The following is a 20,617-nucleotide window of genomic DNA, read 5'->3' as shown; positions in this document are numbered from 1 at the left end:
GTACGCAGGGCTGTATCAACCGGGCGCCCCGCGGCTCATAACCCATGGCGACGTGAGGAATCTCCGACCGAGACAGGAACAGTGAACATGGCACCAGACAGGTTCCAGGAACAGTTCGACCAGATCCAGGCCGCCATGGGAGAGGAGGTCGTGCTCGCGGCGGGCCCGGACGACTCGCCCAGGTTCCTCTATGAGAAGGGCTGTGTTCTCGCCAGGCGGGAGGAGGCCGCCGAGGTCACCCAGGCGATCCGGAGCGCGTTCCGCCGCGATCGTGGCAGTGACCGTGGCGTGGAGCTGCAGGAGGAGGAGAGCCCGAGCGGCGTGTTCAGGATCCGGGTCGGGCCGCTGGACCGTGCGGAGCGCTGGAGCGACCGGGACGTGTCGGACGCGTTGCGGGCCGTCGACGAGCTGGAGCGTGCCAACGGCCGCCGGATGGTGTCCAGGAACCACATCGTGTCCATCGCGGTGAACTGCTGCCCCGGCGACGAGCCGGTACCCGTGGCCCGATGCGGGCCGCCCAACCCGGCGGTGGTCAAGCGGGTCGCGGGCGCGGCGGCCGGCCCGGTGTCCGTCCTGGTGATCGACACGGGACTGGTGGAGAACTACAGGTCGCACCCGTGGATGAGCCTCGTCGAGGGCGAGGGCAAGGAGATCGAGCTGGACTCCGAGGGGATACTCAAGCAGTACGTCGGTCACGGCACCTTCATCGCCGGGCTGATCAGCGCCGTCGCGCCCAGTGCCGCCATCACGGTGAAGGGGGCGCTCGTCAACGCGGGCGCCATCTCCGAGAAGGACCTGGGCGACCTCCTGCTCGGGGAGATGCGGCCGTTGAACAGGTGGCCGGACATCATCAACCTGTCCGCGGGGACCCTGAGCACGGACCACAGGACGCTCATGGGGCTTGAGGACTTCATGCGGGAGCTGGTGACCGCCCACCCGGAGACACTGCTGGTGGCCGCGGCGGGGAACAACGGCAGCGACGAGCGGTTCCATCCCGCGGCCTACGCCGACGACCCCGACTACGCCGGTGCCGTCGTGTCGGTGGGCGCGCTGCGGAAGGACGGCCAGGACCGGGCCTGCTTCAGCGGCCACGGGCCGTGGGTGACGGCGTACGCTCCCGGGGAGCACCTGGTGAGCGCCTTCACCGCGGTGGACGAGACCCCGGTCCCCTACGACTACCAGCATTCGACCTACGACCACTGCCGGTACGGCTCCACCTACGACTGCACCTGCCAGTTCCCTCCGCACCGGGGCGAGCTCAGCGAGAAGATGGCGGCGTCGCCGAACGCGATCCGCGAACGCGTCAGGTTCGACGGGCTGGCGCAGTGGAGCGGCACCTCCTTCTCCGCGCCCCTGGTCGTCGGCATGATCGTCAATCACATGGTGCGGAACAACGTGACCGTCTCCCGGCAGGCCGCCGCCGAGCTCCTGAGCACCCCCCTGTCCGGCAGGGGGGTGCAGGGCCTGCCCGCCCCCACCCTCGTCCCCTCCACCTGGACGCCGTCGAGCGTGCAAAGTGTCCCGGTCGTGCTCTGAAAACCGGTGCGGCCGAATCGGCCCTCCGTCGTACGATGACAGTCCCGAAGGCAAGGGGACGTCACCGTGGATCGAGACTCGACCGGCATCCTCTTCCGCGCCGCGGTGGACGGGGAGACCGCGGCGTGGAAATCCCTGGTGGAGGGCCTCAGCCCGCTCGTGTGGTCCGTCGTGCGCGCCCACGGACTGAGAGACGCGGACGCGCAGGAGGTCTACCAGACGACCTGGTTCCGGCTCGCGCAGAACCTCGCGCGGATCCGCGAGCCGGACAGGGTCGGGGCCTGGCTGGCCAGCACGGCGCGGAACGAGTGCGTCAAGGTGATCAGGACCGCTCGGCGGGTCTCGCCGAGCGACGACCCCGAGGTGTTCGACCGCGCCGCCGACGGTCGTACGCCCGAGCAGGCGGTGGTCGACGCCGAGGAGGCGTCGATGGAGCGGGAGCGGATGCGGGCCATGTGGCAGGCGTTCCAGGAACTGGGAGAGAACTGCCGGCGGCTGCTGCGGCTGCTCATGGCCTCGCCGCCGGTCAGCTACCAGGAGGTGTCGGCGACACTCGGCATCGCCGTCGGGAGCATCGGGCCGATCAGGCAGCGCTGCCTGCGGCGGCTGCGCGTCCTCCTCGCGGAACGGGGCTTCCGATGAGCGACGACGCGCTTGAGGCGGAGCTGCGCCGCGCCGTCGAGTTGTTCGACCCCGTTCCCTCCGAGCTCCTGCAGGTCGCCGTCGAGGCCTACACGCTCCGCGCGCTCGACGCCGAGCTGGCCGAGCTGGTCTTCGACTCCCTGAGCGGGCCCTCACGGGTGCGGGGCGACAGGGCGCCGCGGATGCTGACCTTCCAGGGTGCGGAGCTGACCGTCGACCTGGAGGTCACCATGACCGCCGACGGCGGGCGCGTGGTGGGCCAGCTGATGCCGCCGGGTCCCGCGGAGGTCGAGGTCCTCGGGCACCGTCCGGCCACGCTGGCCACCGACGAGCTGGGCAGGTTCGTCCACGACGTCCCGGCCGGGCCCTTCAGCCTCCGCTGCCACCTCGCGGGCGCGACCGTCGTCACCGAGTGGATCACCGTCTGACCGCGGCTTCGCGCGGGCGTCTCCGGGTACGCGGTCACCGGCGCGCGGCCCGTGCCGGGGCGCCTCGGGTTTCGACGCCCGGATGGGGGTAAGCGTTTTGTTGACAAGGGGGGACCTATGAGTGACTGCGGGAACGTGCCCGAGCTGATGGACGAGAACGACGTGGTGGACCTGCTGGTACGCCAGCACGTGATGATCAGGGATCTGTTCGACGAGGTGGAGAACGCTCCCGCGGGGAGCCGGCGTGCCGAGGCGTTCCAGCGCCTGGTGCGGTTGCTGGCCGTGCACGAGACCGCCGAGGAGGAGGTCGTGCACCCCTACGCGCGACTCAAGATCGAGGGCGGGGACGGCGTGGTCGACGAGCGCCTCACCGAGGAGCGGGAGGCCAAGCAGATGCTCGCCGACCTGGAGCGGCTGGGCGCCGACCATCCCGATTTCCCCGGGCACCTGCAGGTCCTGCGGGCGGCGGTGCTGGCCCACGCCCATGCCGAGGAGCGCCACGAGTTCCCCCGGTTCCGCGCCCAGACGAGCGAGGCCGAGCGCCGGGCCCTGGCCGCCGGGGTGAAGGCGGCCGAGGCGCTGGCGCCGACCCACCCGCATCCGGGCACCGAATCGGCGGTCAAGAACCTGCTGCTCGGGACGCCGCTGGCGCTCGTGGACCGGACCCGCGACGTGATCCGCCAGGCCATGGGCGGGCACTGAGACCGAGGTACGGGCCTCCCCCCGCCGGTACCACCTGGTTCGGTCGTCACGGCCTCGCCGCGCCCACCTCCCGCAGTGACGAGACCCCGCGCCGCCACCGGCTCATGACCTGCTCGGCGAAAAGCCGATCGAGGGTCAGCGCGCAGGCCGCCCCGTACAGGACGTCACCGACCCGCGAGGGGTGCTGCCGTACGAACCAGCCGCACATGTCGTGCGCGGCGGTCCGCTCGTGGACGGCGTCGGCCCGCACCTGCTCGTCGTAGAAACGGCTCGCCGCCTCGCCCGCCCCCAGCCTCCGCAGGCCCCTGGAGTAGCGGCGGCTGGGGACCGAGGAGGTCATCTCGGTGGCCGCCAGATGGCCGAGCAGCGCTCCGAGGTGACGCCGGTGGAGCCCGAACAGCGACATCGCGTTGGAGACGGCCAGCGTGATCGCCGGGACCTGGTCGAGGTAGGCGCCGTAGGAGTCGTCCATGCCCAGCCGGCGCATGGTGGTCCGGAAAAGCTCGGAGTGCGTCCGCTCGACGCGCCCGCCGCCGTACCGGCCCGCCTGGATCTCCACCAGCGCCGCCTTGGGGCGTCCGCTCAGCCGGGGGATCGCCCAGGTGTGCGGATCGGCCCCCTTCAGGTGGTGGATCGACCGGTGCGCGACGAACTCGCGGAACTGCGTGAGGTCGGCCTGTCGCTGGAGGAACCCCGGCAGGTCGGGGCCGTCGACGGCGGCGGCCACCAGATCGGTCAGGGCCTGGCTCAGGTGCTCGGGCCGCTGGGCGGGCGGGCACGACACGGCCCGCGCCAGCCCCTCCTCGAACCGTGCCTCCAGGATCTCCCGCACCTCCAGCAGCGAGGGGTTCCACTCCCATCGCTCGTCCACGCCCTCGAAGCCCCGGTGGTGCAGCTCGTAGCAGACGAAGAGTGCCAGCTGCACGTCCTCGTCCGCGAGGACCGGGCCCGCGAAACGGGCGGGGAACGACAGCAGCGGGAGCGACAGGAGGCCGAAGCGGTGCGGTGGGTGTACCAGCCGTTCGAAGAGCAGGGCGCTGATCGGGCCCCGCGCGGCGGGCAGCGCCGGCCGGTCCGGCGGGTCCGTGCGCTCGGCGGGCTTCGAGCGCCCCGGAGGCTTCGCGGGCTTCAGGGATCTCGGGGACTTCGGGGACCTCGGGGGTCCCGGGGGTTTCGCGGCGCGTGACGGTCCAGACCCGGGAGAGCCCAGCAGTTCGGGGAGACGCGGCTGCCCAGCAGACCTCGGCGTCTCCGGAGCCGCCGGGAGATCCGGGCTCGCCGGGAACCCGGAAGCCGTCAGGGGCCTGCACGCGCCCCCGGGTGAGTCGTTCACCGTGATGCCGCCGTCGTGAACGTCGGCGATGCGCCGCCCGTAGTGAGCGGACGCGTCAAACCCACGCGCCATGCGTCCCCCGTTCGATGCCCCCGATCGGTCCGATGCCCACACCGAAGCCCTCGAAACGCCCCCAAGATCACTCCTTCCTCTCGATGACCTGCAGAAACCACGAAATACATGGATATTTCGCGGGCGCACTCGCGGGAGCGGGCGAGTACCGGGGCCGGAAACGGGCAGGCGACAGCAACCGAGACAGCACGACGCCGGGGTCATCCGACGGAAAACCCGATGCCCCGGCGCGGGGGGACGGCGAAACGCCGGTCTCTCCGTACGGGAAGGTACGGTCAGCTCATGTCCGAGCGCAGCATGCCGCACGATCTCGCCGCCTGGGCGTGCCCCCACGGGCAGGACGCTCGCCGGGGTTGCACGGCCTGCTACGAGGAATCGACCGACGGCGACCAGACCCAGCCCTCCTGGGAGGTCGCCGCGTGGTTCACCACCTCGCGGCCGATCCCGATAAGAACGCTCCAGGACGCGCACCACCACGACCGCCATTTCGCCCTCGACCAGCCGTCCACGCCGCTGGTCTACCTCCTGACCGGCCACGCCCGCGCGGGGGGCAGCGTGCAGGCGATCGCGGGCGTCGTCGGCTTCCTGCTGCACAACCGGCACGTGGTGGCCGACTTCACCGTGACCGAGACCCGCGCCACCCGCCGCTCGCCCGGCACCCCCGGCGCGCCCAACGCGACCCGCCAGACCGACAAGTGGCTCCAGGACCCGCGCCGCCCCGACGGGCGCCCGCGGTGAAGACGCCCCTTCACCGAGCCGGTGCGCCCGGCCTGGCGATGCCGTCGGCGCGCACCCGGGATCGGTGCCGGCCCGAACGCCACCGCGAGGTGTGCCACCCTGTGGATGACAGGTACGGCGGGAGTCCCTAAACTCGACAACACCATTGTCGAAACAGTGAGGCGGAGACGATCGTGCCGGCCGACCCTCCGGGCTTCGAACTTCCGCTCAGGCTCTTCCTCGGCTTCCGGATGCTCATCGACGAGCTCCATGTGGAGCTCGCCCGCCAGGGACACCCCGACATGCGTCCGATGCATGGGTTCGTCCTGCAGGCGATCGGCCCCGAGGGCACCACCGCCGTGGAACTCGGCCGACGGCTGGGCGTCTCCAAGCAGGCGGCGGGCAAGACCGTGGACACCCTGGAGCACCTGGGCTACGTCGAGCGGCGCTCCGACCCAGGCGACGCCCGCCGCAAGATCGTGCGGCTCACCGAGCGGGGCTTCGACAGCCTCGCCCGGTCCGCGCGCATCTTCGAGGACCTGCGCGCCGGCTGGGCGAGGACCCTCGGCGAGGACCGTCTGCGCGCCCTGGAGTCCGACCTGCGCGCCGTGACCGCGGGGGACGTCTTCCGGCTCGACGTCCCCGGCTGGTTCGGCGGCTACTGACCGCGAAACGCTCTGCGGGTCACCTCGGCCGATTCGCCACAATGTGAGGTATGCGAATCCTGATCATCGGCGGCACCCGGTTCGTCGGCCGGCACATCACCGCGGCCGCGATCGCGGCCGGGCACCGGGTCTCCCTGCTGCACCGGGGCATGACGGGCCCCGAGCTGTTCCCCGAGGCCGAGCACCTGCTCGCCGACCGCAATGCCGACCTGTCCGTGCTGCGCGACCGGCACTGGGACGCGACGGTCGACGTCAGCGCCTACCACCCGGCGCAGGTCACCTCGCTCGCCGGCGCGCTCTCCACCGGCCAGTACGTCTTCGTCTCCAGCACCGCGGTCTACCAGGCGCCCGAACGGCCGGGCTTCACCGAGGACTCCCCGCTGGCGGAGCTCGACGGGCCGATCCCCGAGACGGTGACCGGCGAGGTGTACGGGCCGATGAAGGTGCTGTGCGAGCGGGCCTCGGTGGACGCGTTCGGGCCCGCGACGCTGGTCGTACGGCCCACGTACGTCATCGGCCCGCATGACCACACCGGCCGCTTCACCTACTGGGTCAACCGGATCGCGCGCGGCGGCGAGGTCCTCGCGCCCGGCGACCCCGGCGACCCCATCCAGGTGATCGACGCCCGCGACCTGGCCTCCTGGGTCGTCTCCATGGTCGAAGGGAGGCATCCGGGCACCTTCCACGCGGTCAGCCCTCCCCCGCCGTTCTCCTTCGGCGACCTGCTGGAGGCGATCGTGGCCGAGGTCGGGCCGCCGGAGACCACCCTGACCTGGGTCGGGCAGGACTTCCTGCTCGCCGAGGGGGAGAACGGCCTGTCGCTACCCCTGTGGTCAGAAGGCGACCCGCAAAAATCGATCAACGCCGCCGACCCCGCCGCCGCCCGCGCCGCGGGGCTCGGCCCGCGCCCCCTGGGGCGGTCGATCCGCGAGATCCGCGAGGCGGAGTCGTCCTTCGACACGGCCGACACCATCACCCCCGACCGGGAGGCCGAGTTGCTGGCCCGCTGGTCGGCGCGCACCTGAGGTCAGCCCCGGAGCCGGGAGGGCCGGAGCGGGTTGTGCCCGACCTCCAGCAGCGCCCGCCGCCGGTCGTCGTCGTCATCGCCGACCCTCCCCTCGGCCAGCGTGTCCTCGACGCGGTCGACGGCCTGCCGCATCGTCTCGATGTCGTCCGCGGTCAGGTCGTCCTTCCGCTTGCCGAGGACCCCGAGCACCTGGCGTCCGAGCGGCGGCATGGCCGACTCGGGGCTCCTGGCGACGCCCCCGTCCGCCGAGGCCGACGCCAGCAGGAAGGCGCGCAACTCCTCCGACGTCATGTTCACCACCTCGTGGAACTCCTGCCACACCAGGTCGAGGATCAGATCCGATTGGTCGGCCACCGCGCTCTCCTCTCACACCGGGCCCCTGCGGCCACGCCCCGGACAAGGACCGGCCGCCGGCTGATCGGATCTCCCCTGGCGGGGTGCGCGACGGCGGGCGCACGGCCGCCCTACCCCGGCTGCCACGCCGCTAACACGGGAGCCGGGATACGGGCGGATCTCAGGAGGGGTTGTCCACCGTGAAGCGCACGCCGGAGAAGCGGCTCCGCCAGTCGGTGACCTCCGGCGCCACGGTGCCCGGGTCGACGTTCTCGTCCAGGCCGCGGGCGATGAACGAGGCCAGCTCCGGCATGTCCGCCTCGGTCATCCCGAGCCTGACGATCTCCGGCGTACCGATCCGCAGGCCGTTCACGTCCCCCTCGACCGCCTCCACCGGCAGGCCGATGCCGCTGCTGAGCAGGTTCGCCTCGCGCAGCCGCCGGGCGGCCCGCTGCCCGCCGCCGTAGCGGTGGGCCAGCACGGAGAACTGGTGGGAGCGGGTGCACCCCCGGTCGGCGGCGAAGATCGGGACGCCGAGGGCGAGCAGTTCGTCCGCCAGCCGCCGCGCGGTCGCGATCATCTCCTGCGCGTAGGCGGGCCCCGCCGCCTTCCAGTCGAGCATGGTCATGGCGAGCGCGGCGGTCTTGCCCGCGTCGAAGTTGGCGGTCAGTCCCGGGTAGGCGATCGCGTCGAGCCGCTCGGCCAGTTCGGCGTCGTCGGTCACGATGAGCCCGCCCGCCGGCCCGCCCAGGCTCTTGTACGTGCTCATGGTGATCAGGTGGGCGCCCTCCGCCAGCGGCTGCGGCCACGCCTTTCCGGCGATCATGCCGCAGAGGTGGGCGGCGTCGAAGAGCACGCGGGCGCCGACCGCGTCGGCGATCTCGCGGATGCGCGCCACCGGGTGGTGGAACAGGTTGAGACTGCCGCCGATGGTGATCAGCTTCGGCCGGACCCGCTCGGCGAGCTCGCGCAGGGCGTCGACGTCCACCGTGTAGCCGTCCGGCGTGACGGGGGCGGGAACGATGTTCAGCCCGTACAGGCCGGCCGCGCCGGGCTCGTGGTGCGTGACGTGGCCGCCGATGCTCGCCGGCGGGGCGATGATCGTGTCGCCGGGTTCGCAGACGGCCATGAAGGTGTAGAGGTTCGCCAGCGCTCCCGAGCCGACGCGTACCTCGGCGTAGCCGGCGCCGAAGACCTCGGCGGCCAGCTCGGCGGCGATGATCTCGATCTGCTCGATCGCCTCCAGACCCATCTCGTACTTCTCGCCCGGGTACCCCAGTGACGGCCGCGACCCGAGACCGGCCGAGAGCAGCGCCTCGGCCCGGGGGTTCATGATGTTCGTGGCCGGGTTCAGGTTGACCGACTCGACGTCGTGGATGCGGTGGTTGCCGGCCACCAGCCGTTCGATCTCGTTCTGGATCGAGGAGGCGGTCTGGTCCGTCACGGCCTTCAGTACGGACTGGACGCGATCCTCGGTGACGGTGGGCACCCACGGACGGTGGGCGAGGGCACGGGGCATCAGGTGATCTCCTGGCCGACAGGCAGACGGCTGTCGTGGTGATGTCAGGTTGTCTGCCACACGACGTTAGATCGCAGATGAGGCCCGCCGCATCGGGTGAAAGATGGGGTTTTTCACGCTGTTTTCCTACATTTGCCGGAAAAAGATTCCGCGCTCCGCCGGAAACGATCACTTCTTTCACCGGGGTCCCTCCGGTCCCCCGAACACCACATGCGGCTGAACCGCAATAAATGGGTGAGCGACCTGTCCACTTGCTTTGTAGGATGACCGACGTGCCAGGGCTCCCTCATCCGGCAGGTGCTCACCGGCCCGATCGAGCCCCCACGACCGGCTGCGCCAAGGCCGCCGCCTGTCGCGCGCGACCATCGGGAGTTCGTCGAAAGCGACCCGCTGCCGCTCTCGGAGATCGTTTCCAGGCCACCGGTCGGGCTCCGCACCTCTCCCCATCTCGGCCCGCCCCCTTGACCTCAACCGAAGTTCAGGTCGCAGGCTGAGCCCGACACTCCCCCGCTGGAGGAAATCCTCATGATCCCGGCTACCGGGACGACGGACGAGACCGGCCGACGGCCGGCCCCCCGGTACGACGCCCCTCTCCCGGCCACCCCACCTAAAGAGACCCCATGCTGACCCGTCTGCTCCGCACCTTCCTGCGCCCCTACTCGGCGGTACTGACCGCCGTGGTGGTGCTGCAACTGGTCGGCACCATTGCCTCGCTCTATCTGCCCAGCCTGAACGCCGACATCATCGACCAGGGCGTGGCCACCGGCGACACCGGCTACATCCTCACCGCGGGAGGCTGGATGCTGGCCGTCTCCCTCGTGCAGATCGCCTGCTCGATCGCGGCGGTCTACTACGGCTCCCACGCGGCCATGGGCTTCGGGCGCGACGTCCGCTCGGCGATCTTCCACCAGGTCGGCGGCTTCTCCGCCAGGGAGGTCTCCCACTTCGGCGCCCCCTCCCTGATCACCCGCGGGACCAACGACGTGCAGCAGGTCCAGATGCTCGTCGTGATGACCTGCACGATGCTGGTCGCGGCCCCCATCATGGGCGCCGGCGGCATCATCATGGCGCTGCGCCAGGACCTCGGCCTGTCCTGGCTCATGCTGGTCTGCGTCCCCGCGCTGCTGGTCTCGATCGGCCTGATCATCGTCCGCATGGTCCCCCAGTTCCGCGCGATGCAGGAGCGCATCGACCGGGTGAACCAGGTGCTGCGCGAGCAGCTCACCGGCATCCGCGTGGTGCGCGCCTTCGTCCGCGAGCGTGAGGAGACCCGCCGGTTCGCCGAGGCCAACGACGAGCTGACCGACACCGCGCTGCGGGTGGGACGGCTGACCGCGCTCATCTTCCCCACCGTGATGCTGATCCTCAACGTCTCCAGCATCGCCGTGCTCTGGTTCGGTGCCGGGCGGGTGGACAGCGGCGAGATGCAGATCGGCGCCCTGACCGCGTTCCTGATGTACCTGATGCAGATCCTCATGTCGGTGATGATGGCCAGCTTCATCTCGATGATGATCCCGCGCGCCGCGGTCTGCGCCGAGCGCATCACCGAGGTGCTCGACACCGAGTCGTCGGTGACGCCGCCCAGCGACCCGGTACGGCAGGTGGGCGGCCGCGCCGAACTGGAGATGCGCGACGTCGAGTTCCGCTACCCGGGCGCGGAGGCGCCCGTGCTGTCCGGCATCTCCTTCCGTGTGGCGGCGGGACAGACCACCGCCGTGATCGGCAGCACCGGCTCCGGCAAGACGACGCTGGTCTCGCTGGTGCCCAGGCTGTTCGACGCCACCTCGGGCACGGTCTCGGTCAACGGCGTCGACGTCCGCGACCTCGACCCCCAGGTGCTCTGGTCGCGCATCGGCCTGGTGCCGCAGAAGCCGTACCTGTTCAGCGGCACCGTCGCCAGCAACCTGCGCTACGGCAACCCGGACGCCGGCGACGAGGAGCTGTGGGAGGCGCTGGAGGTGGCCCAGGCCCGCGACTTCGTCGAGGCGATGCCCGAGGGCCTGGAGGCGCCCATCACCCAGGGCGGCACGAACGTGTCCGGCGGGCAGCGGCAGCGGCTGTCCATCGCCAGGGCACTGGTCAGCAAGCCCGAGATCTACCTGTTCGACGACTCGTTCTCGGCCCTGGACCTGGCCACCGACGCGCGGCTGCGCGCCGCCCTGCGCCCGCACACCGCCGAGGCCGCCGTCATCATCGTCGGCCAGCGGGTCTCCACCATCGCCGACGCCGATCAGATCATCGTCCTGGACGACGGCGTGATCGTCGGCCTGGGAACCCATGACGAGCTGCTGGATTCCTGCCCGACGTACATCGAGATCGTCGAGTCCCAACTAGCCGCGGAGACCGCAGCATGAGTGACAGTTCCACGACGACCGCGCGACCGCGGCCACCCGTCGGAGGCGGCGGTTTCGGCCGGGGCCCCATGGGAGGGGCCGGGATGCCCGCGGAGAAGTCGATGAACTTCGGGCCCTCCGCGCGGCGGCTGGTCCGGCGGATGAACCCCGATCGCCCGAAACTGCTGGCCGTGATCGGCCTCGCCGTGATCAGCGTGGTGTTCTCCGTCGTCGGGCCGAAGATCCTCGGGCACGCGACGGACCTGATCTTCACCGGGGTGATCGGCAAGCAGTTGCCCGCCGGGACGAGCACGCAGCAGGCGATCGAGGCGGCCCGCGCCTCCGGCAACGACAACTTCGCCGACCTGCTCGCCGGGATGGACGTCGTACCCGGTCAGGGCATCGACTTCGGCGCGCTGGGCACGGTCCTGCTCTGGGTGCTGGCGCTCTACGTCGCCTCCTCGGTCTTCGCCTGGTACCAGGGTTACCTGCTCAACGACGTGGTGCAGCGCACCGTCTACCGGCTGCGGGAGGAGGTCGAGGAGAAGCTGAACCGGCTTCCGCTCAGGTTCTTCGACGGCCAGCCGCGCGGCGAGCTGCTCAGCCGGGTCACCAACGACATCGACAACGTCTCGCAGACCCTGCAGCAGACCATGAGCCAGCTGCTGAACTCGCTGCTGCTGGTGATCGGCGTGCTCGCGATGATGTTCGTGATCTCACCGCTGCTCGCGCTGATCGCCCTGGTGACCATCCCGCTGACGATGGTCGTCACCGGGATGATCGCCAAGCGCTCACAGCGGCACTTCGTCGCGCAGTGGAGGCACACCGGCACCCTGAACGCCCACATCGAGGAGGCGTTCACCGGCCACGAGCTGGTGAAGGTGTTCGGCCGCCGCCCCGAGGTCGAGGAGGTGTTCAGGGAGCGGAACGAGGAGCTGTTCAAGGCCAGCTTCGGCGCCCAGTTCATCTCCGGGATCATCATGCCGATGATGATGTTCATCGGGAACCTCAACTACGTCGCCATCGCCGTCGTCGGTGGCCTGCGGGTCGCCACCGGGGCGATGAGCCTGGGTGACGTGCAGGCGTTCATCCAGTACTCCCGGCAGTTCACCCAGCCGCTGACCCAGGTCGCCTCGATGGCCAACCTGCTGCAGTCGGGGGTGGCCTCGGCCGAGCGGGTCTTCGAGCTGCTCGACGCCGTGGAGCAGGAGCCCGACCCGGCCGATCCGGTGCTGCCCACCGCCAGACGGGGCCGTGTCGAGTTCGAGCACGTGTCCTTCAGCTACGACCCGGAGCAGCCCCTCATCGAGGACCTGTCCCTGGTGGCCGACCCCGGGCACACCGTCGCGATCGTCGGCCCGACCGGCGCGGGCAAGACCACCCTGGTCAACCTCGTCATGCGCTTCTACGAGCTGAACTCGGGCCGGATCACCCTCGACGGCGTCGACATCACCGCGATGCGCCGCGACGACCTGCGCTCGCACATCGGCATGGTGCTCCAGGACACCTGGCTGTTCGGCGGCACCATCCGCGAGAACATCGCCTACGGCAACCCCCGGGCCACCGAGGAGCAGATCCTCGCCGCCGCGCGGGCCACCTTCGTCGACCGTTTCGTGCGCACCCTGCCGGACGGCTACGACACGGTGATCGACGAGGAGGGGAGCAATGTCAGCGCCGGCGAGAAGCAGCTGCTGACCATCGCCCGCGCCTTCCTCGCCGACCCGTCGCTGCTCATCCTCGACGAGGCCACCAGCTCGGTCGACACCCGCACCGAGGTCCTGGTGCAGCACGCCATGGCCGCGCTGCGCTCGGACCGCACCAGCTTCGTCATCGCCCACCGGCTGTCGACCATCCGCGACGCCGACCTCATCCTGGTGATGGAGGAGGGAAGCATCGTCGAGCACGGCACCCACGACGAGCTGCTCGCCACCCGCGGCGCCTACCACCGCCTGTACTCGGCGCAGTTCAGCGGCGCGGCGATCGAGGACGACGAGACGACCGCGGAGGGGGTGCCCACGCCGGTCTCACCGTGATCCGTCCGGCTCGGTGGCGGATCGGCACCGCCGTGGGGATCGACGCCGCCACCGTCGCCACGCCGCAGGGCATCCTGCGCGGGGTCGCCACCTCCGCCACCGCCCACACCGCGGAGAACGCGACGCGCCTGCCGGCTCTCGCGGGGATCAGAACCTGACGCGGGCCATGACCGGCAGGTGGTCGCTGCCGGTGGCGGGCAGGGTCCAGGTGCTGACAGGGATCACCGAGCGGGTCATGACATGGTCGATCCTGGCGACGGGGAAGGCGACGGGCCAGCTGAAGTCGAAGCCCTCCCGCGCCGGGGTCAGCCGTGTGGTGAGGGGGGCCAGGCCCCGGTCGTCGAGGGTGCCGTTGAGATCGCCCAGCAGGATGACCCGCTCCAGCCTCTCCGCGGCGAGGGCCGCGCCCAGCGCGACGGCGCTCTCGTCCCTCCGGCCGGAGCCGAAGCCGTCCGGCAGCCGGACGCGGAGCGAGGGAAGGTGGGCGACGTAGACGGCCACGTCGCCGTACGGAGTCCGCGCCGTGGTCCGCAACCCCCGGCTCCAGTCGCCCTCGATGTCCTTCGGCCTGATGTCCACCGGCCGGGAGTCCGTGAGGGGATAGGCGGACCAGAGCCCGACGGTGCCCACGACGACGCGGTGGGGATGGTCCGGCGCGAGGGCGGCCCCGTAGACGGGCAGCGCCTCGGGGGTCACCTCCTCCAGCGCGACAAGATCCGCACCGGCCGCCGCCAGGGCCCGCGCGGTCCCGGCCGGATCGGGGTTGTCGTCCGCGACGTTGTGCTGGAGCAGCGTCAATTGAGACAGCTGTGCCGCTCCCCGCCCGGCGGACGGCAGCCGGTCGCCGAAGAGAGCGGCCCAGACCGTCACCGGGAGCAGCAGGGCCACCGCCGCGAGGGCCGAACGCCGCAGCAGCGCCAGAACCGCCAGCGGGAGAACCGCCAGGCCGATCCAGGGCAGGAACGTCTCCAGCAGGCTGCCGAGGTTGCCCACGGCGTTCGGCACGGCGTCGTGGAACGCCGGCAGCCCGGCGACCAGCACGGCGAGCGACGCGAGAACCCGCCCGCGCGTCCACGGCGTCCCGGCCTTCCCGCCCTCGCCTCCGGAGAACGGCTGGTGCTCGGTGGACAACGGCCTCATCCTCCCTGAATCCGTTGACCTCAACCATGGTTGAGGATGAAGACTGATCGCGACGTTCCCACTGACAAAGGAGATCATCATGATTCTGGTTACCGGGGCGACCGGCAAGGTCGGCGGTCAGGTCGTGGCCCGGCTCCTCGGCGCGGGCGCCACCGTGCGCGCGCTGGCCCGCGACCCCTCCTCCGCCAGGCTCCCGGAGGGCGCCGAGGTGGTACGCGGCGACCTGGCCGACCCCGGCGGCCTGGACGCCGTCCTGGACGGGGTCGACTCGGTGTTCCTCGTCTGGCCGACCCTCGCGGCCGACCACGCGGCGCCCGCGACCATCGAGAGGATCACCAAGCACGCCCGCCGCGTCGTCTACCTCTCCGCGCGCGGCACCTCCGACGCCCCCGACCAGGACCCGAACTCGATCCTCGGCTCGCACGCCCTCGTCGAGGGGCTGATCGAGCGGTCCGGAGCGGAGTGGACGTTCCTGCGGCCCGGCGGATTCGCCGCCAACACCCTGATGTGGGCCGACCAGATCCGCCGGACCGGCGTCGTCCGCTGGGTGCACGGCGCGGCCACCAGGACACTGATCCACGAGCGCGACATCGCCGCCGCGGGGGTGAGCGTGCTCACCGGCACCGGCCACGCCGGGGCGAGGTACGTACTGACCGGCCCGGAGGCGCTGACCCAGGTGGAGCAGGTGGCCGCCATCGGCGAGGCGATCGGCCGGCCGACGCGCTGGGAGGAGCTCGCCCCGGAGATCGCGCTGCGCGAGCTGCTCGACCAGGGCTGGCCGTCCGCCGCGGCGGAGGGGATCATCGACGCGCACGCGCGGATGGTGGCCTCCCCGGAGACGACCACCTCCGTCGTGGCGGAACTCACCGGAGCACCGGCCACCCCGTTCCGCCGGTGGGCGGCCGACCACGCCGACGACTTCCGCTGACCTCGGAAGGCATCCGGAGAGGACGTGCCCGAGTCCGGCCGGGTAGGCGGGGTGGGTCAGTATGGGAGGGTGAGCGAGGATACGAGGACGCTGGCGAAGCTGGTGGCCGCGGGCGGTGTCGTGGTGCTGAGCGGGGCCGGGATATCGACGGAGTCGGGGATTCCCGACTACCGGGGGCCGCTCGGCTCCCTGGTCCGGCACACCCCGATGACCTACCAGACGTTCACCGGCGACCCGGCCGCCAGACGGCGCTACTGGGCGCGGAGCTACCTCGGGTGGCGGGCGATGACCGGGGCGAGGCCGAACAGCGGCCACCACGCGGTCGCGCGGCTCCAGCGGCGCAGCCTGGTGGCCGGCATCGTGACCCAGAACGTGGACGGCCTGCACCAGGCGGGCGGCGCCGAGGCGGTCGTCGAGCTGCACGGCAGCCTGCATCAGGTGATCTGCCTGGACTGCGGTGATTCGAGCTCGCGCGAGGAACTGGATCACCGCCTGACGCTGGCGAACCCCCGGTTCGGTGCCCGAGCGGACGCGATCAACCCGGACGGCGACGTGGAGCTGGCGGACGCGGAGGTCGACGGGTTCCAGCTGGTCGGCTGCCGGGCGTGTGACCGAGGGGTGCTCAAGCCCGACGTCGTCTTCTTCGGGGAGACCGTCCCGCCGGAGCGGGTCCGCGAGTGCTACGCCCTGGTGGAGCGAGCACGCCTGCTGCTGGTGCTCGGGTCGTCGCTGACGGTGATGTCCGGCCGCCGGTTCGTGCTGCGCGCCGCGAAGCTCGGCATCCCGGTGGCGATCGTCAACCAGGGCCCGACCCGCGGCGACGGCTACGCGACGCTCGCCGTCGACGCCCCGCTGGGCACGGTCCTCCCGGAACTGGTCAGGCTCGTCGACGTACCGGCCTGCTGACGTACCCGCTTCCCCGCGGCCCACAGAGGCGGCCTACAGATCCGACGGTCCCAGGAGGGCCCGTACCACGGCGACGGTGTCGGCGAGATCCTCCAGCACCAGCTCCGCGCCGGCCTCCTTCAGAGCCTGGACGTCGCTGGAACCGGTGGCGACGGCGACCACCCGCGCCCCGCCCTCAAGCCCGGCCAGGACGTCGTTCGGCGTGTCCCCGACCAGCACCGTGTTCCGCGCGGTGAAGGACTCCTCGTACTTCCGCGCGGCACGCCGCTGCGCCAGGCCCACCAGCACCGCGCGGTCCTCGTGGTCCATCCCGTAGGCACCCACCTCGAGGTCCACGAAACCCTCCAGCTCGAACGCCCTGAGCTTGCCGACCGCCAGCGGTTCCATGTTCCCGGTGAGCAGCGACTGGATCACGTCGGCCCGGCCCGCCAGCACGTCGAGCACCTCGCGCACCCCCGCCAGGACCCTGCCCCGCTGTGCGATCTCCGCCTCGTAGACGACGAACGCCTCGGCGAGGGCCGCGACGAAGGAGCCCAGCAGTTCCTCCGACACCTCGACGTCGTGCATCCGGAGCGTCTCCGCCGTGATCGCCCAGTCGGTCCGCCCCGCCATGGCCGCGACCCGCCGCATCGGCTGCCCGGTCACCACCTGGAACGCCTCGGCGTAGATGTCCCTGCCGACCCCGTCGATGCTGACCAGCGTGTGATCGATATCCCACAGCACAAGTGTTCTAGGAGAGCCCATCATCCGAGCCTAGCGAAACGGACACCTCCCCCTCCGGGGGCCTCTCTCGCCGTAGACCCGCCGGAGACCCGCCGGAGACCCGCCGGAAGCCGGTCAGCTCGCCATCCACCCGCCGTCGACCGGCAGCAGGGCGCCGTTCACGTACGACGCGGCGTCGGAGAGCAGGAACGCGACCACGGTGGCGATCTCCTCCGGCTCCCCCGGCCTGCCCGCCGGGACGCGTGACATCAGCCAGGCGGTCTGGTCGGGGTCGGTCAGCCGGTCGGCGGTCATCGGCGTCCGGATGATCCCGGGGGCGATGGCGTTCACCCGCGCGCCGACCGGAGCCAGCTCCACGGCGGCCGCCCGGGTCATGGCGGCGATCGCCCCCTTGGCCGCCACGTAGTGGATCTGACCGGCGACGGCGTGCGTGGCCACGACGGAGGCGATGTTCACCACCGCGCCGGTCCTCCTCTGTGCCGACCAGCGCCGCGCCATCCCCCGGATGCCGAGGAAGGTGCCGATGACGTGCACGTCGAGCATCTTCTGGAAGTCGGCCAGGTCCAGCTCGGTGATGCCGGACCGGCTGCGGATCCCGGCGCAGTTCACCAGGCCGTCCAGCGGGCCGGCCGCGTCGAGCGCCGATTCCCAGGCGGCCTCGTCCCTCGTGTCGAGGGCCAGGCCTCCCTCGGGAGCGTGCAGGTCGGCCGGGACGGCCGTCCAGCCGATGCCGTCCAGATGCCGGCAGACCGCCGCGCCGATCCCCGACGCACCACCCGTCACCAGAATTCTCAATCGGGTCACTCCTCAGATCGTCGTGCCGCCGGCGGCCAGCAGCCGCCGGGTGCTTGCGAGCAGATGTCCGGCCCTGGACCCGGGATCCCACCGGGCGGCGAGCCGGTCGGACTGGACCTCGACGCTGAGCGGGACCTCGGGGTGCACCCTGGCCAGCAGCTCGGCCAGGGGCAGGTCCCCCTCCCCCGGGGCCAGGCGATCGTGTCTCGCCTCCCAGGACAGCGCCTGGAGTCCCTGCGGTGCGCGCGCCGGCGCGTCGCAGAGTTGCACGTAGCCGATCCGTCCCGCCGGGACTCCGGCGAGATCCTCGGGGAGCTCTCCGGCACGGTGCAGGTGCAGCGCGTCCACCAGCACGACGGCGTCGACCGCGCCGGTCAGCTCCAGCACCTCCAGCGCGGCGGCCAGCGTCGGCACACCGGTGAACCGCATGAACTCCAGGGCGATCCGGACGGTGTGGTTCCTCGACGCCTCGTAGAGCCGGGACAGGTCGGATGCCGTGGCGGAGCCGTCCTGGTGCTCGCTCACGGTCAGCAGGAACCGGGCCCCGAGCGCGTCGGCCAGGTCGAGCAGCCGTCGCTGGTGGTCCGGGTCGCGATCCGGCCCCAGCCGCACCACTTCGAGGTCGAGCAGCCGGAGTCCGAGGTCGTCCGCCTGGCGGCGTAGCCGCTCCGCTTCGGCGAGGCCGACGGAGCCCGGGTCGAGGCGCAGGCCGGCCGCGTCGTAGCCGGCCGCGCTCGCCGCCTCAAGGATCCGCGCGGGAGCGGCGTCGAGCACGGTTCCTGCCGCGAGTGAGATCACCGTCGTGCCGCCCTTCGGCCGGGGAGCCGCGGACCCGCAGCCTGCCGACCATTAGTCGCTAGAAGCATTACCACGTAACTGCCCGGGGAGTCGGCACGGCGCTCACCTGACCCCGAGCGCGCCGAGCATCTCCAGTACGACGCCGTGCGCCGGCACCGGGACGCCCTGCTCACGGCCGATTCGATGGACGGCGCCGGCCATGCTCGACAGCTCGGTCCTGCGGCCGTTCATGACGTCGGCGCACATGGACGTGTAGTGCTCGCCGGTGCCCTCGAACACCTGGCTCGCGTGGGCCCAGGCGCGCTCCGGGTCCAGCCGCACCTGCTGCGTGAGCGCGACCGCCACCACCTCGTCGAACATCCGCCGCACCAGGGACCTGCCCTCGTCGCTGGCCCACACCTGGCCCACGGTCAGCCGCAGGACCGAGCTGACCGGGCTCATGACGGCCAGGGCGAGCTTGCGCCAGATCTCCTCGCCCACCTGCGGGAGGTACGCCGTGGGAATGCCGGCGGCGCTCAGCGCGGCGACGACGCCGGCGGCGCGCGAGCCGCCGCGGGCCTCCCCCATCTCGCCCAGGTAGGTGAAGGACTCGCCCGCGGCGGTGGCCCCGGAGACGGAGATCCGGCCGGGGCCCTGCAGCGCGGCGCCGACGGTCGTGGTGCCGACCAGCGAGCGCTCGCCACCGAAGACGGCGGCGAGCCGGGTCGCCAGCCCGAGCCCGTTCTGCAGGCTGACCGCGACCCCACCCGGCGTGAGCGCGGGCGCTACGGAACGCGCCGCCGCCGAGAGGTCGTACGCCTTCGTCAGGATGACGACCGCGTCCAGCGATCCGGGGGGCAGGTCCTCGGCGTGCGGGCTGACGTCGAGGGCGACGGTCCACGGCCGCCCGTCGGGCGGCAGCACGGCGAGACCCCGTTCCGCGACCGCCCGTACATGCTCACTGCCACGGCCGATGAGGACGACGTCGTGGCCGGACCTGGCGAGGAGCGCCGCGAAGGCGGACCCCATGCCTCCGGCCCCGAGGACTCCGATGCGTCCCGCCTTCATCAGTCCTCCATCTGGACGTCGCGCCGCCGCCGTCGCCTCGGCCCTGGTCGCCCGCGTGTACGGACAGTGACTCGAACCAAGCGTCACTAGAACCCTAGCGCCGGAATAGTCGCACGGCTAGCCTTCCTCGGACAGGCGGTGCCGCCGTCCGAGCGGCAGCCGAATCGGAGGATCACATGACTCTCACCGCGAACGTGAGTGCCGCTCCCTCCCGCCGCGTGAGCGAGAGCGACCCCCGCTTCCAGATCTCAGCCGCCCGGCGGATCCTGCACCGAGAGGGTCTCGACAGCCAGGTCGGGGGCCACGTGAGCCTCAGGGTGCCCGGCGAGGACGCGTTCCTCGTCACCCCGTTCCAGTACTTCGACGAGACGCTTCCCGAGCACGTGAGCAAGGTCGGATTCGACCTTGAGGTCATCGAGCCCGCCACGCTGCCCGCGTCGGTCGGGATCAACTTCCACGCGTCCATCTACCGGGCCCGCCCCGACGTGAACTGTGTCATCCACACCCACGCCAAGAACATGTCGGTGCTGAGCACGACGGACGAGCCCTACGGCGTGTACTACGACTACGCGGCGCTGCTGCTCGACGAGGTGGTGCCGTGGGTGGACGACCCGAACCTGGTGCCGTCCGAGGAGGGCGAGCTCATGGTCGCGGCGCTGGGCGGGCGCAAGGCCCTGCTCATGGGCCACCACGGATCGCTGCACGTCGGGGACACCCTTGAGCACGTGACCGTGGAGGCGCTGCTGATGGAGCTCTGCGCGGGCTACCAGCTGGCCGCGATGGCGGTCGGCGGCAGGCCGCTGGACCGCACGACCGCCGAGAGCTACCGCTCGGCGTACCTCAGGAGCAGCTTCCGGGAGCAGATGTGGGCGGCCAACTACCGGCGGCTGCGGCGCAGCGACCCCGATCTGTTCGCGGTCCTCGACCTGGGCTGACCCCG

At 71.5% G+C, this 20,617-nt stretch carries 21 protein-coding genes; 13 read left to right on the top strand and 8 right to left on the bottom strand.

Annotated elements, in window-relative coordinates; translation table 11 throughout:
• The first annotated feature begins 87 nt into the window (after positions 1-87).
• The 4 genes from AB0J58_RS20985 (at position 88) to AB0J58_RS20970 (ending at position 3,308) form a co-directional block, all read left to right on the top strand.
• Positions 88-1,536, top strand: a complete 1,449-nt coding sequence (locus AB0J58_RS20985; protein ID WP_364217933.1) for a S8/S53 family peptidase — start codon at positions 88-90, stop codon at positions 1,534-1,536.
• Between the two features lie 66 nt (positions 1,537-1,602).
• Positions 1,603-2,178 carry a sigma-70 family RNA polymerase sigma factor gene (locus tag AB0J58_RS20980; protein ID WP_343965779.1) on the top strand — a complete coding sequence of 192 codons (576 nt, stop codon included), beginning with the start codon at positions 1,603-1,605 and terminating at the stop codon, positions 2,176-2,178.
• Entirely contained in the window at positions 2,175-2,606 is a 432-nt protein-coding gene (locus AB0J58_RS20975; protein WP_364217931.1) for a hypothetical protein, read from the top strand. The genes AB0J58_RS20980 and AB0J58_RS20975 overlap by 4 nt, the downstream gene beginning before the upstream one ends.
• 117 nt (positions 2,607-2,723) lie before the next feature.
• Positions 2,724-3,308 (top strand): hemerythrin domain-containing protein, encoded by a 585-nt coding sequence (locus tag AB0J58_RS20970; protein WP_364217929.1) that lies wholly within the window; start codon positions 2,724-2,726, stop codon positions 3,306-3,308.
• A gap of 46 nt (positions 3,309-3,354) precedes the next feature.
• On the opposite strand, the gene AB0J58_RS20965 is transcribed toward AB0J58_RS20970, so the two are convergent.
• On the bottom strand, positions 3,355-4,713 hold the full coding sequence (locus AB0J58_RS20965) for an iron-containing redox enzyme family protein (RefSeq protein WP_364217927.1): 1,359 nt from the start codon (positions 4,711-4,713) through the stop codon (positions 3,355-3,357).
• A 282-nt stretch (positions 4,714-4,995) separates the two neighbouring features.
• Here AB0J58_RS20965 and AB0J58_RS20960 point away from each other — a divergent pair, with 282 nt between their 5' ends.
• The 3 genes from AB0J58_RS20960 to AB0J58_RS20950 all read left to right on the top strand — a co-directional run bounded on the left by AB0J58_RS20960 (position 4,996) and on the right by AB0J58_RS20950 (position 7,120).
• On the top strand, positions 4,996-5,451 hold the full coding sequence (locus AB0J58_RS20960) for a hypothetical protein (protein ID WP_364217925.1): 456 nt from the start codon (positions 4,996-4,998) through the stop codon (positions 5,449-5,451).
• A 173-nt stretch (positions 5,452-5,624) separates the two neighbouring features.
• Positions 5,625-6,095 carry a MarR family winged helix-turn-helix transcriptional regulator gene (locus tag AB0J58_RS20955; RefSeq protein WP_364217923.1) on the top strand — a complete coding sequence of 157 codons (471 nt, stop codon included), beginning with the start codon at positions 5,625-5,627 and terminating at the stop codon, positions 6,093-6,095.
• 50 nt (positions 6,096-6,145) lie between these two features.
• Positions 6,146-7,120: an NAD-dependent epimerase/dehydratase family protein gene (locus AB0J58_RS20950; RefSeq protein WP_364217922.1), complete on the top strand. Its 975-nt coding sequence runs from the start codon at positions 6,146-6,148 to the stop codon at positions 7,118-7,120.
• Positions 7,121-7,122: 2 nt separating this feature from the next.
• Here the strand turns inward: AB0J58_RS20950 and AB0J58_RS20945 are convergent, their stop codons facing one another.
• Both AB0J58_RS20945 and AB0J58_RS20940 read right to left on the bottom strand, forming a co-directional pair.
• Positions 7,123-7,476 carry a DUF3140 domain-containing protein gene (locus tag AB0J58_RS20945; protein ID WP_343965761.1) on the bottom strand — a complete coding sequence of 118 codons (354 nt, stop codon included), beginning with the start codon at positions 7,474-7,476 and terminating at the stop codon, positions 7,123-7,125.
• A gap of 160 nt (positions 7,477-7,636) precedes the next feature.
• Positions 7,637-8,974, bottom strand: a complete 1,338-nt coding sequence (locus tag AB0J58_RS20940; RefSeq protein ID WP_364217920.1) for an aminotransferase class I/II-fold pyridoxal phosphate-dependent enzyme — start codon at positions 8,972-8,974, stop codon at positions 7,637-7,639.
• Positions 8,975-9,594: 620 nt separating this feature from the next.
• Between AB0J58_RS20940 and AB0J58_RS20935 the strand changes: the two genes are divergently transcribed.
• From AB0J58_RS20935 to AB0J58_RS20925, 3 genes are read left to right on the top strand one after another with little or no spacing between them, the layout of a single operon-like run.
• A complete protein-coding gene (locus AB0J58_RS20935; RefSeq protein ID WP_364217918.1) occupies positions 9,595-11,328 on the top strand; it encodes an ABC transporter ATP-binding protein in 1,734 nt (577 codons plus the stop codon).
• Positions 11,325-13,340 carry an ABC transporter ATP-binding protein gene (locus AB0J58_RS20930; protein WP_364217917.1) on the top strand — a complete coding sequence of 672 codons (2,016 nt, stop codon included), beginning with the start codon at positions 11,325-11,327 and terminating at the stop codon, positions 13,338-13,340. Before AB0J58_RS20935 ends, AB0J58_RS20930 begins: the two co-directional genes overlap by 4 nt.
• Complete coding sequence (locus AB0J58_RS20925; RefSeq protein ID WP_364217915.1) at positions 13,337-13,498, top strand: hypothetical protein; 162 nt, start codon at positions 13,337-13,339, stop codon at positions 13,496-13,498. The genes AB0J58_RS20930 and AB0J58_RS20925 overlap by 4 nt, the downstream gene beginning before the upstream one ends.
• Here AB0J58_RS20925 and AB0J58_RS20920 read toward each other — a convergent pair.
• Positions 13,488-14,471, bottom strand: coding sequence for an endonuclease/exonuclease/phosphatase family protein (locus AB0J58_RS20920; RefSeq protein ID WP_364217913.1), 984 nt, complete (start codon positions 14,469-14,471; stop codon positions 13,488-13,490). The two genes, AB0J58_RS20925 and AB0J58_RS20920, sit on opposite strands and share 11 nt — an antisense overlap.
• Before the next feature lie 88 nt (positions 14,472-14,559).
• Here AB0J58_RS20920 and AB0J58_RS20915 point away from each other — a divergent pair, with 88 nt between their 5' ends.
• Entirely contained in the window at positions 14,560-15,408 is an 849-nt protein-coding gene (locus AB0J58_RS20915; protein WP_364217911.1) for an NAD(P)H-binding protein, read from the top strand.
• A 69-nt stretch (positions 15,409-15,477) separates the two neighbouring features.
• Positions 15,478-16,314, top strand: a complete 837-nt coding sequence (locus tag AB0J58_RS20910) for an NAD-dependent protein deacetylase (RefSeq protein WP_364217909.1) — start codon at positions 15,478-15,480, stop codon at positions 16,312-16,314.
• 33 nt (positions 16,315-16,347) lie between these two features.
• Here AB0J58_RS20910 and AB0J58_RS20905 read toward each other — a convergent pair whose 3' ends face one another.
• The 4 genes from AB0J58_RS20905 to AB0J58_RS20890 all read right to left on the bottom strand — a co-directional run bounded on the left by AB0J58_RS20905 (position 16,348) and on the right by AB0J58_RS20890 (position 19,677).
• Positions 16,348-17,037, bottom strand: coding sequence for an HAD hydrolase-like protein (locus tag AB0J58_RS20905; RefSeq protein ID WP_364217907.1), 690 nt, complete (start codon positions 17,035-17,037; stop codon positions 16,348-16,350).
• Between the two features lie 114 nt (positions 17,038-17,151).
• The gene (locus AB0J58_RS20900; RefSeq protein WP_364217905.1) at positions 17,152-17,832 is read right to left on the bottom strand and encodes an SDR family NAD(P)-dependent oxidoreductase; all 681 of its coding nucleotides are present in this window, start codon (positions 17,830-17,832) and stop codon (positions 17,152-17,154) included.
• Positions 17,833-17,844: 12 nt separating this feature from the next.
• Positions 17,845-18,630 (bottom strand): sugar phosphate isomerase/epimerase, encoded by a 786-nt coding sequence (locus tag AB0J58_RS20895; RefSeq protein WP_364217903.1) that lies wholly within the window; start codon positions 18,628-18,630, stop codon positions 17,845-17,847.
• Between the two features lie 102 nt (positions 18,631-18,732).
• Positions 18,733-19,677 carry a 2-dehydropantoate 2-reductase gene (locus AB0J58_RS20890; RefSeq protein ID WP_364217901.1) on the bottom strand — a complete coding sequence of 315 codons (945 nt, stop codon included), beginning with the start codon at positions 19,675-19,677 and terminating at the stop codon, positions 18,733-18,735.
• A gap of 176 nt (positions 19,678-19,853) precedes the next feature.
• On the opposite strand from AB0J58_RS20890, the gene AB0J58_RS20885 reads away from it, so the two are divergent.
• Positions 19,854-20,612, top strand: coding sequence for a class II aldolase/adducin family protein (locus AB0J58_RS20885; protein WP_343965737.1), 759 nt, complete (start codon positions 19,854-19,856; stop codon positions 20,610-20,612).
• The last annotated feature ends 5 nt before the right edge of the window (positions 20,613-20,617 follow it).

Source organism: Streptosporangium sp. NPDC049644 (genome assembly GCF_040675205.1).
In the GTDB taxonomy this organism is placed as follows: Bacteria; Actinomycetota; Actinomycetes; order Streptosporangiales; family Streptosporangiaceae; genus Streptosporangium; species Streptosporangium fukuiense.
This window is presented reverse-complemented; position numbering and strand designations above follow the sequence as displayed.

What these genes read in the sequence shown, in the direction of transcription:
- AB0J58_RS20915 (WP_364217911.1), top strand. Translation starts at nt 14,560, where the DNA reads ATGATTCTGGTTACCGGGGCGACCGGCAAGGTCGGCGGTCAGGTCGTG.
- AB0J58_RS20970 (WP_364217929.1), top strand. Translation starts at nt 2,724, where the DNA reads ATGAGTGACTGCGGGAACGTGCCCGAGCTGATGGACGAGAACGACGTG.
- AB0J58_RS20960 (WP_364217925.1), top strand. Translation starts at nt 4,996, where the DNA reads ATGTCCGAGCGCAGCATGCCGCACGATCTCGCCGCCTGGGCGTGCCCC.
- AB0J58_RS20975 (WP_364217931.1), top strand. Translation starts at nt 2,175, where the DNA reads ATGAGCGACGACGCGCTTGAGGCGGAGCTGCGCCGCGCCGTCGAGTTG.
- AB0J58_RS20885 (WP_343965737.1), top strand. Translation starts at nt 19,854, where the DNA reads ATGACTCTCACCGCGAACGTGAGTGCCGCTCCCTCCCGCCGCGTGAGC.
- AB0J58_RS20935 (WP_364217918.1), top strand. Translation starts at nt 9,595, where the DNA reads ATGCTGACCCGTCTGCTCCGCACCTTCCTGCGCCCCTACTCGGCGGTA.
- AB0J58_RS20965 (WP_364217927.1), bottom strand. Translation starts at nt 4,713, where the DNA reads ATGGCGCGTGGGTTTGACGCGTCCGCTCACTACGGGCGGCGCATCGCC.
- AB0J58_RS20930 (WP_364217917.1), top strand. Translation starts at nt 11,325, where the DNA reads ATGAGTGACAGTTCCACGACGACCGCGCGACCGCGGCCACCCGTCGGA.
- AB0J58_RS20890 (WP_364217901.1), bottom strand. Translation starts at nt 19,677, where the DNA reads ATGAAGGCGGGACGCATCGGAGTCCTCGGGGCCGGAGGCATGGGGTCC.
- AB0J58_RS20985 (WP_364217933.1), top strand. Translation starts at nt 88, where the DNA reads ATGGCACCAGACAGGTTCCAGGAACAGTTCGACCAGATCCAGGCCGCC.
- AB0J58_RS20940 (WP_364217920.1), bottom strand. Translation starts at nt 8,974, where the DNA reads ATGCCCCGTGCCCTCGCCCACCGTCCGTGGGTGCCCACCGTCACCGAG.
- AB0J58_RS20950 (WP_364217922.1), top strand. Translation starts at nt 6,146, where the DNA reads ATGCGAATCCTGATCATCGGCGGCACCCGGTTCGTCGGCCGGCACATC.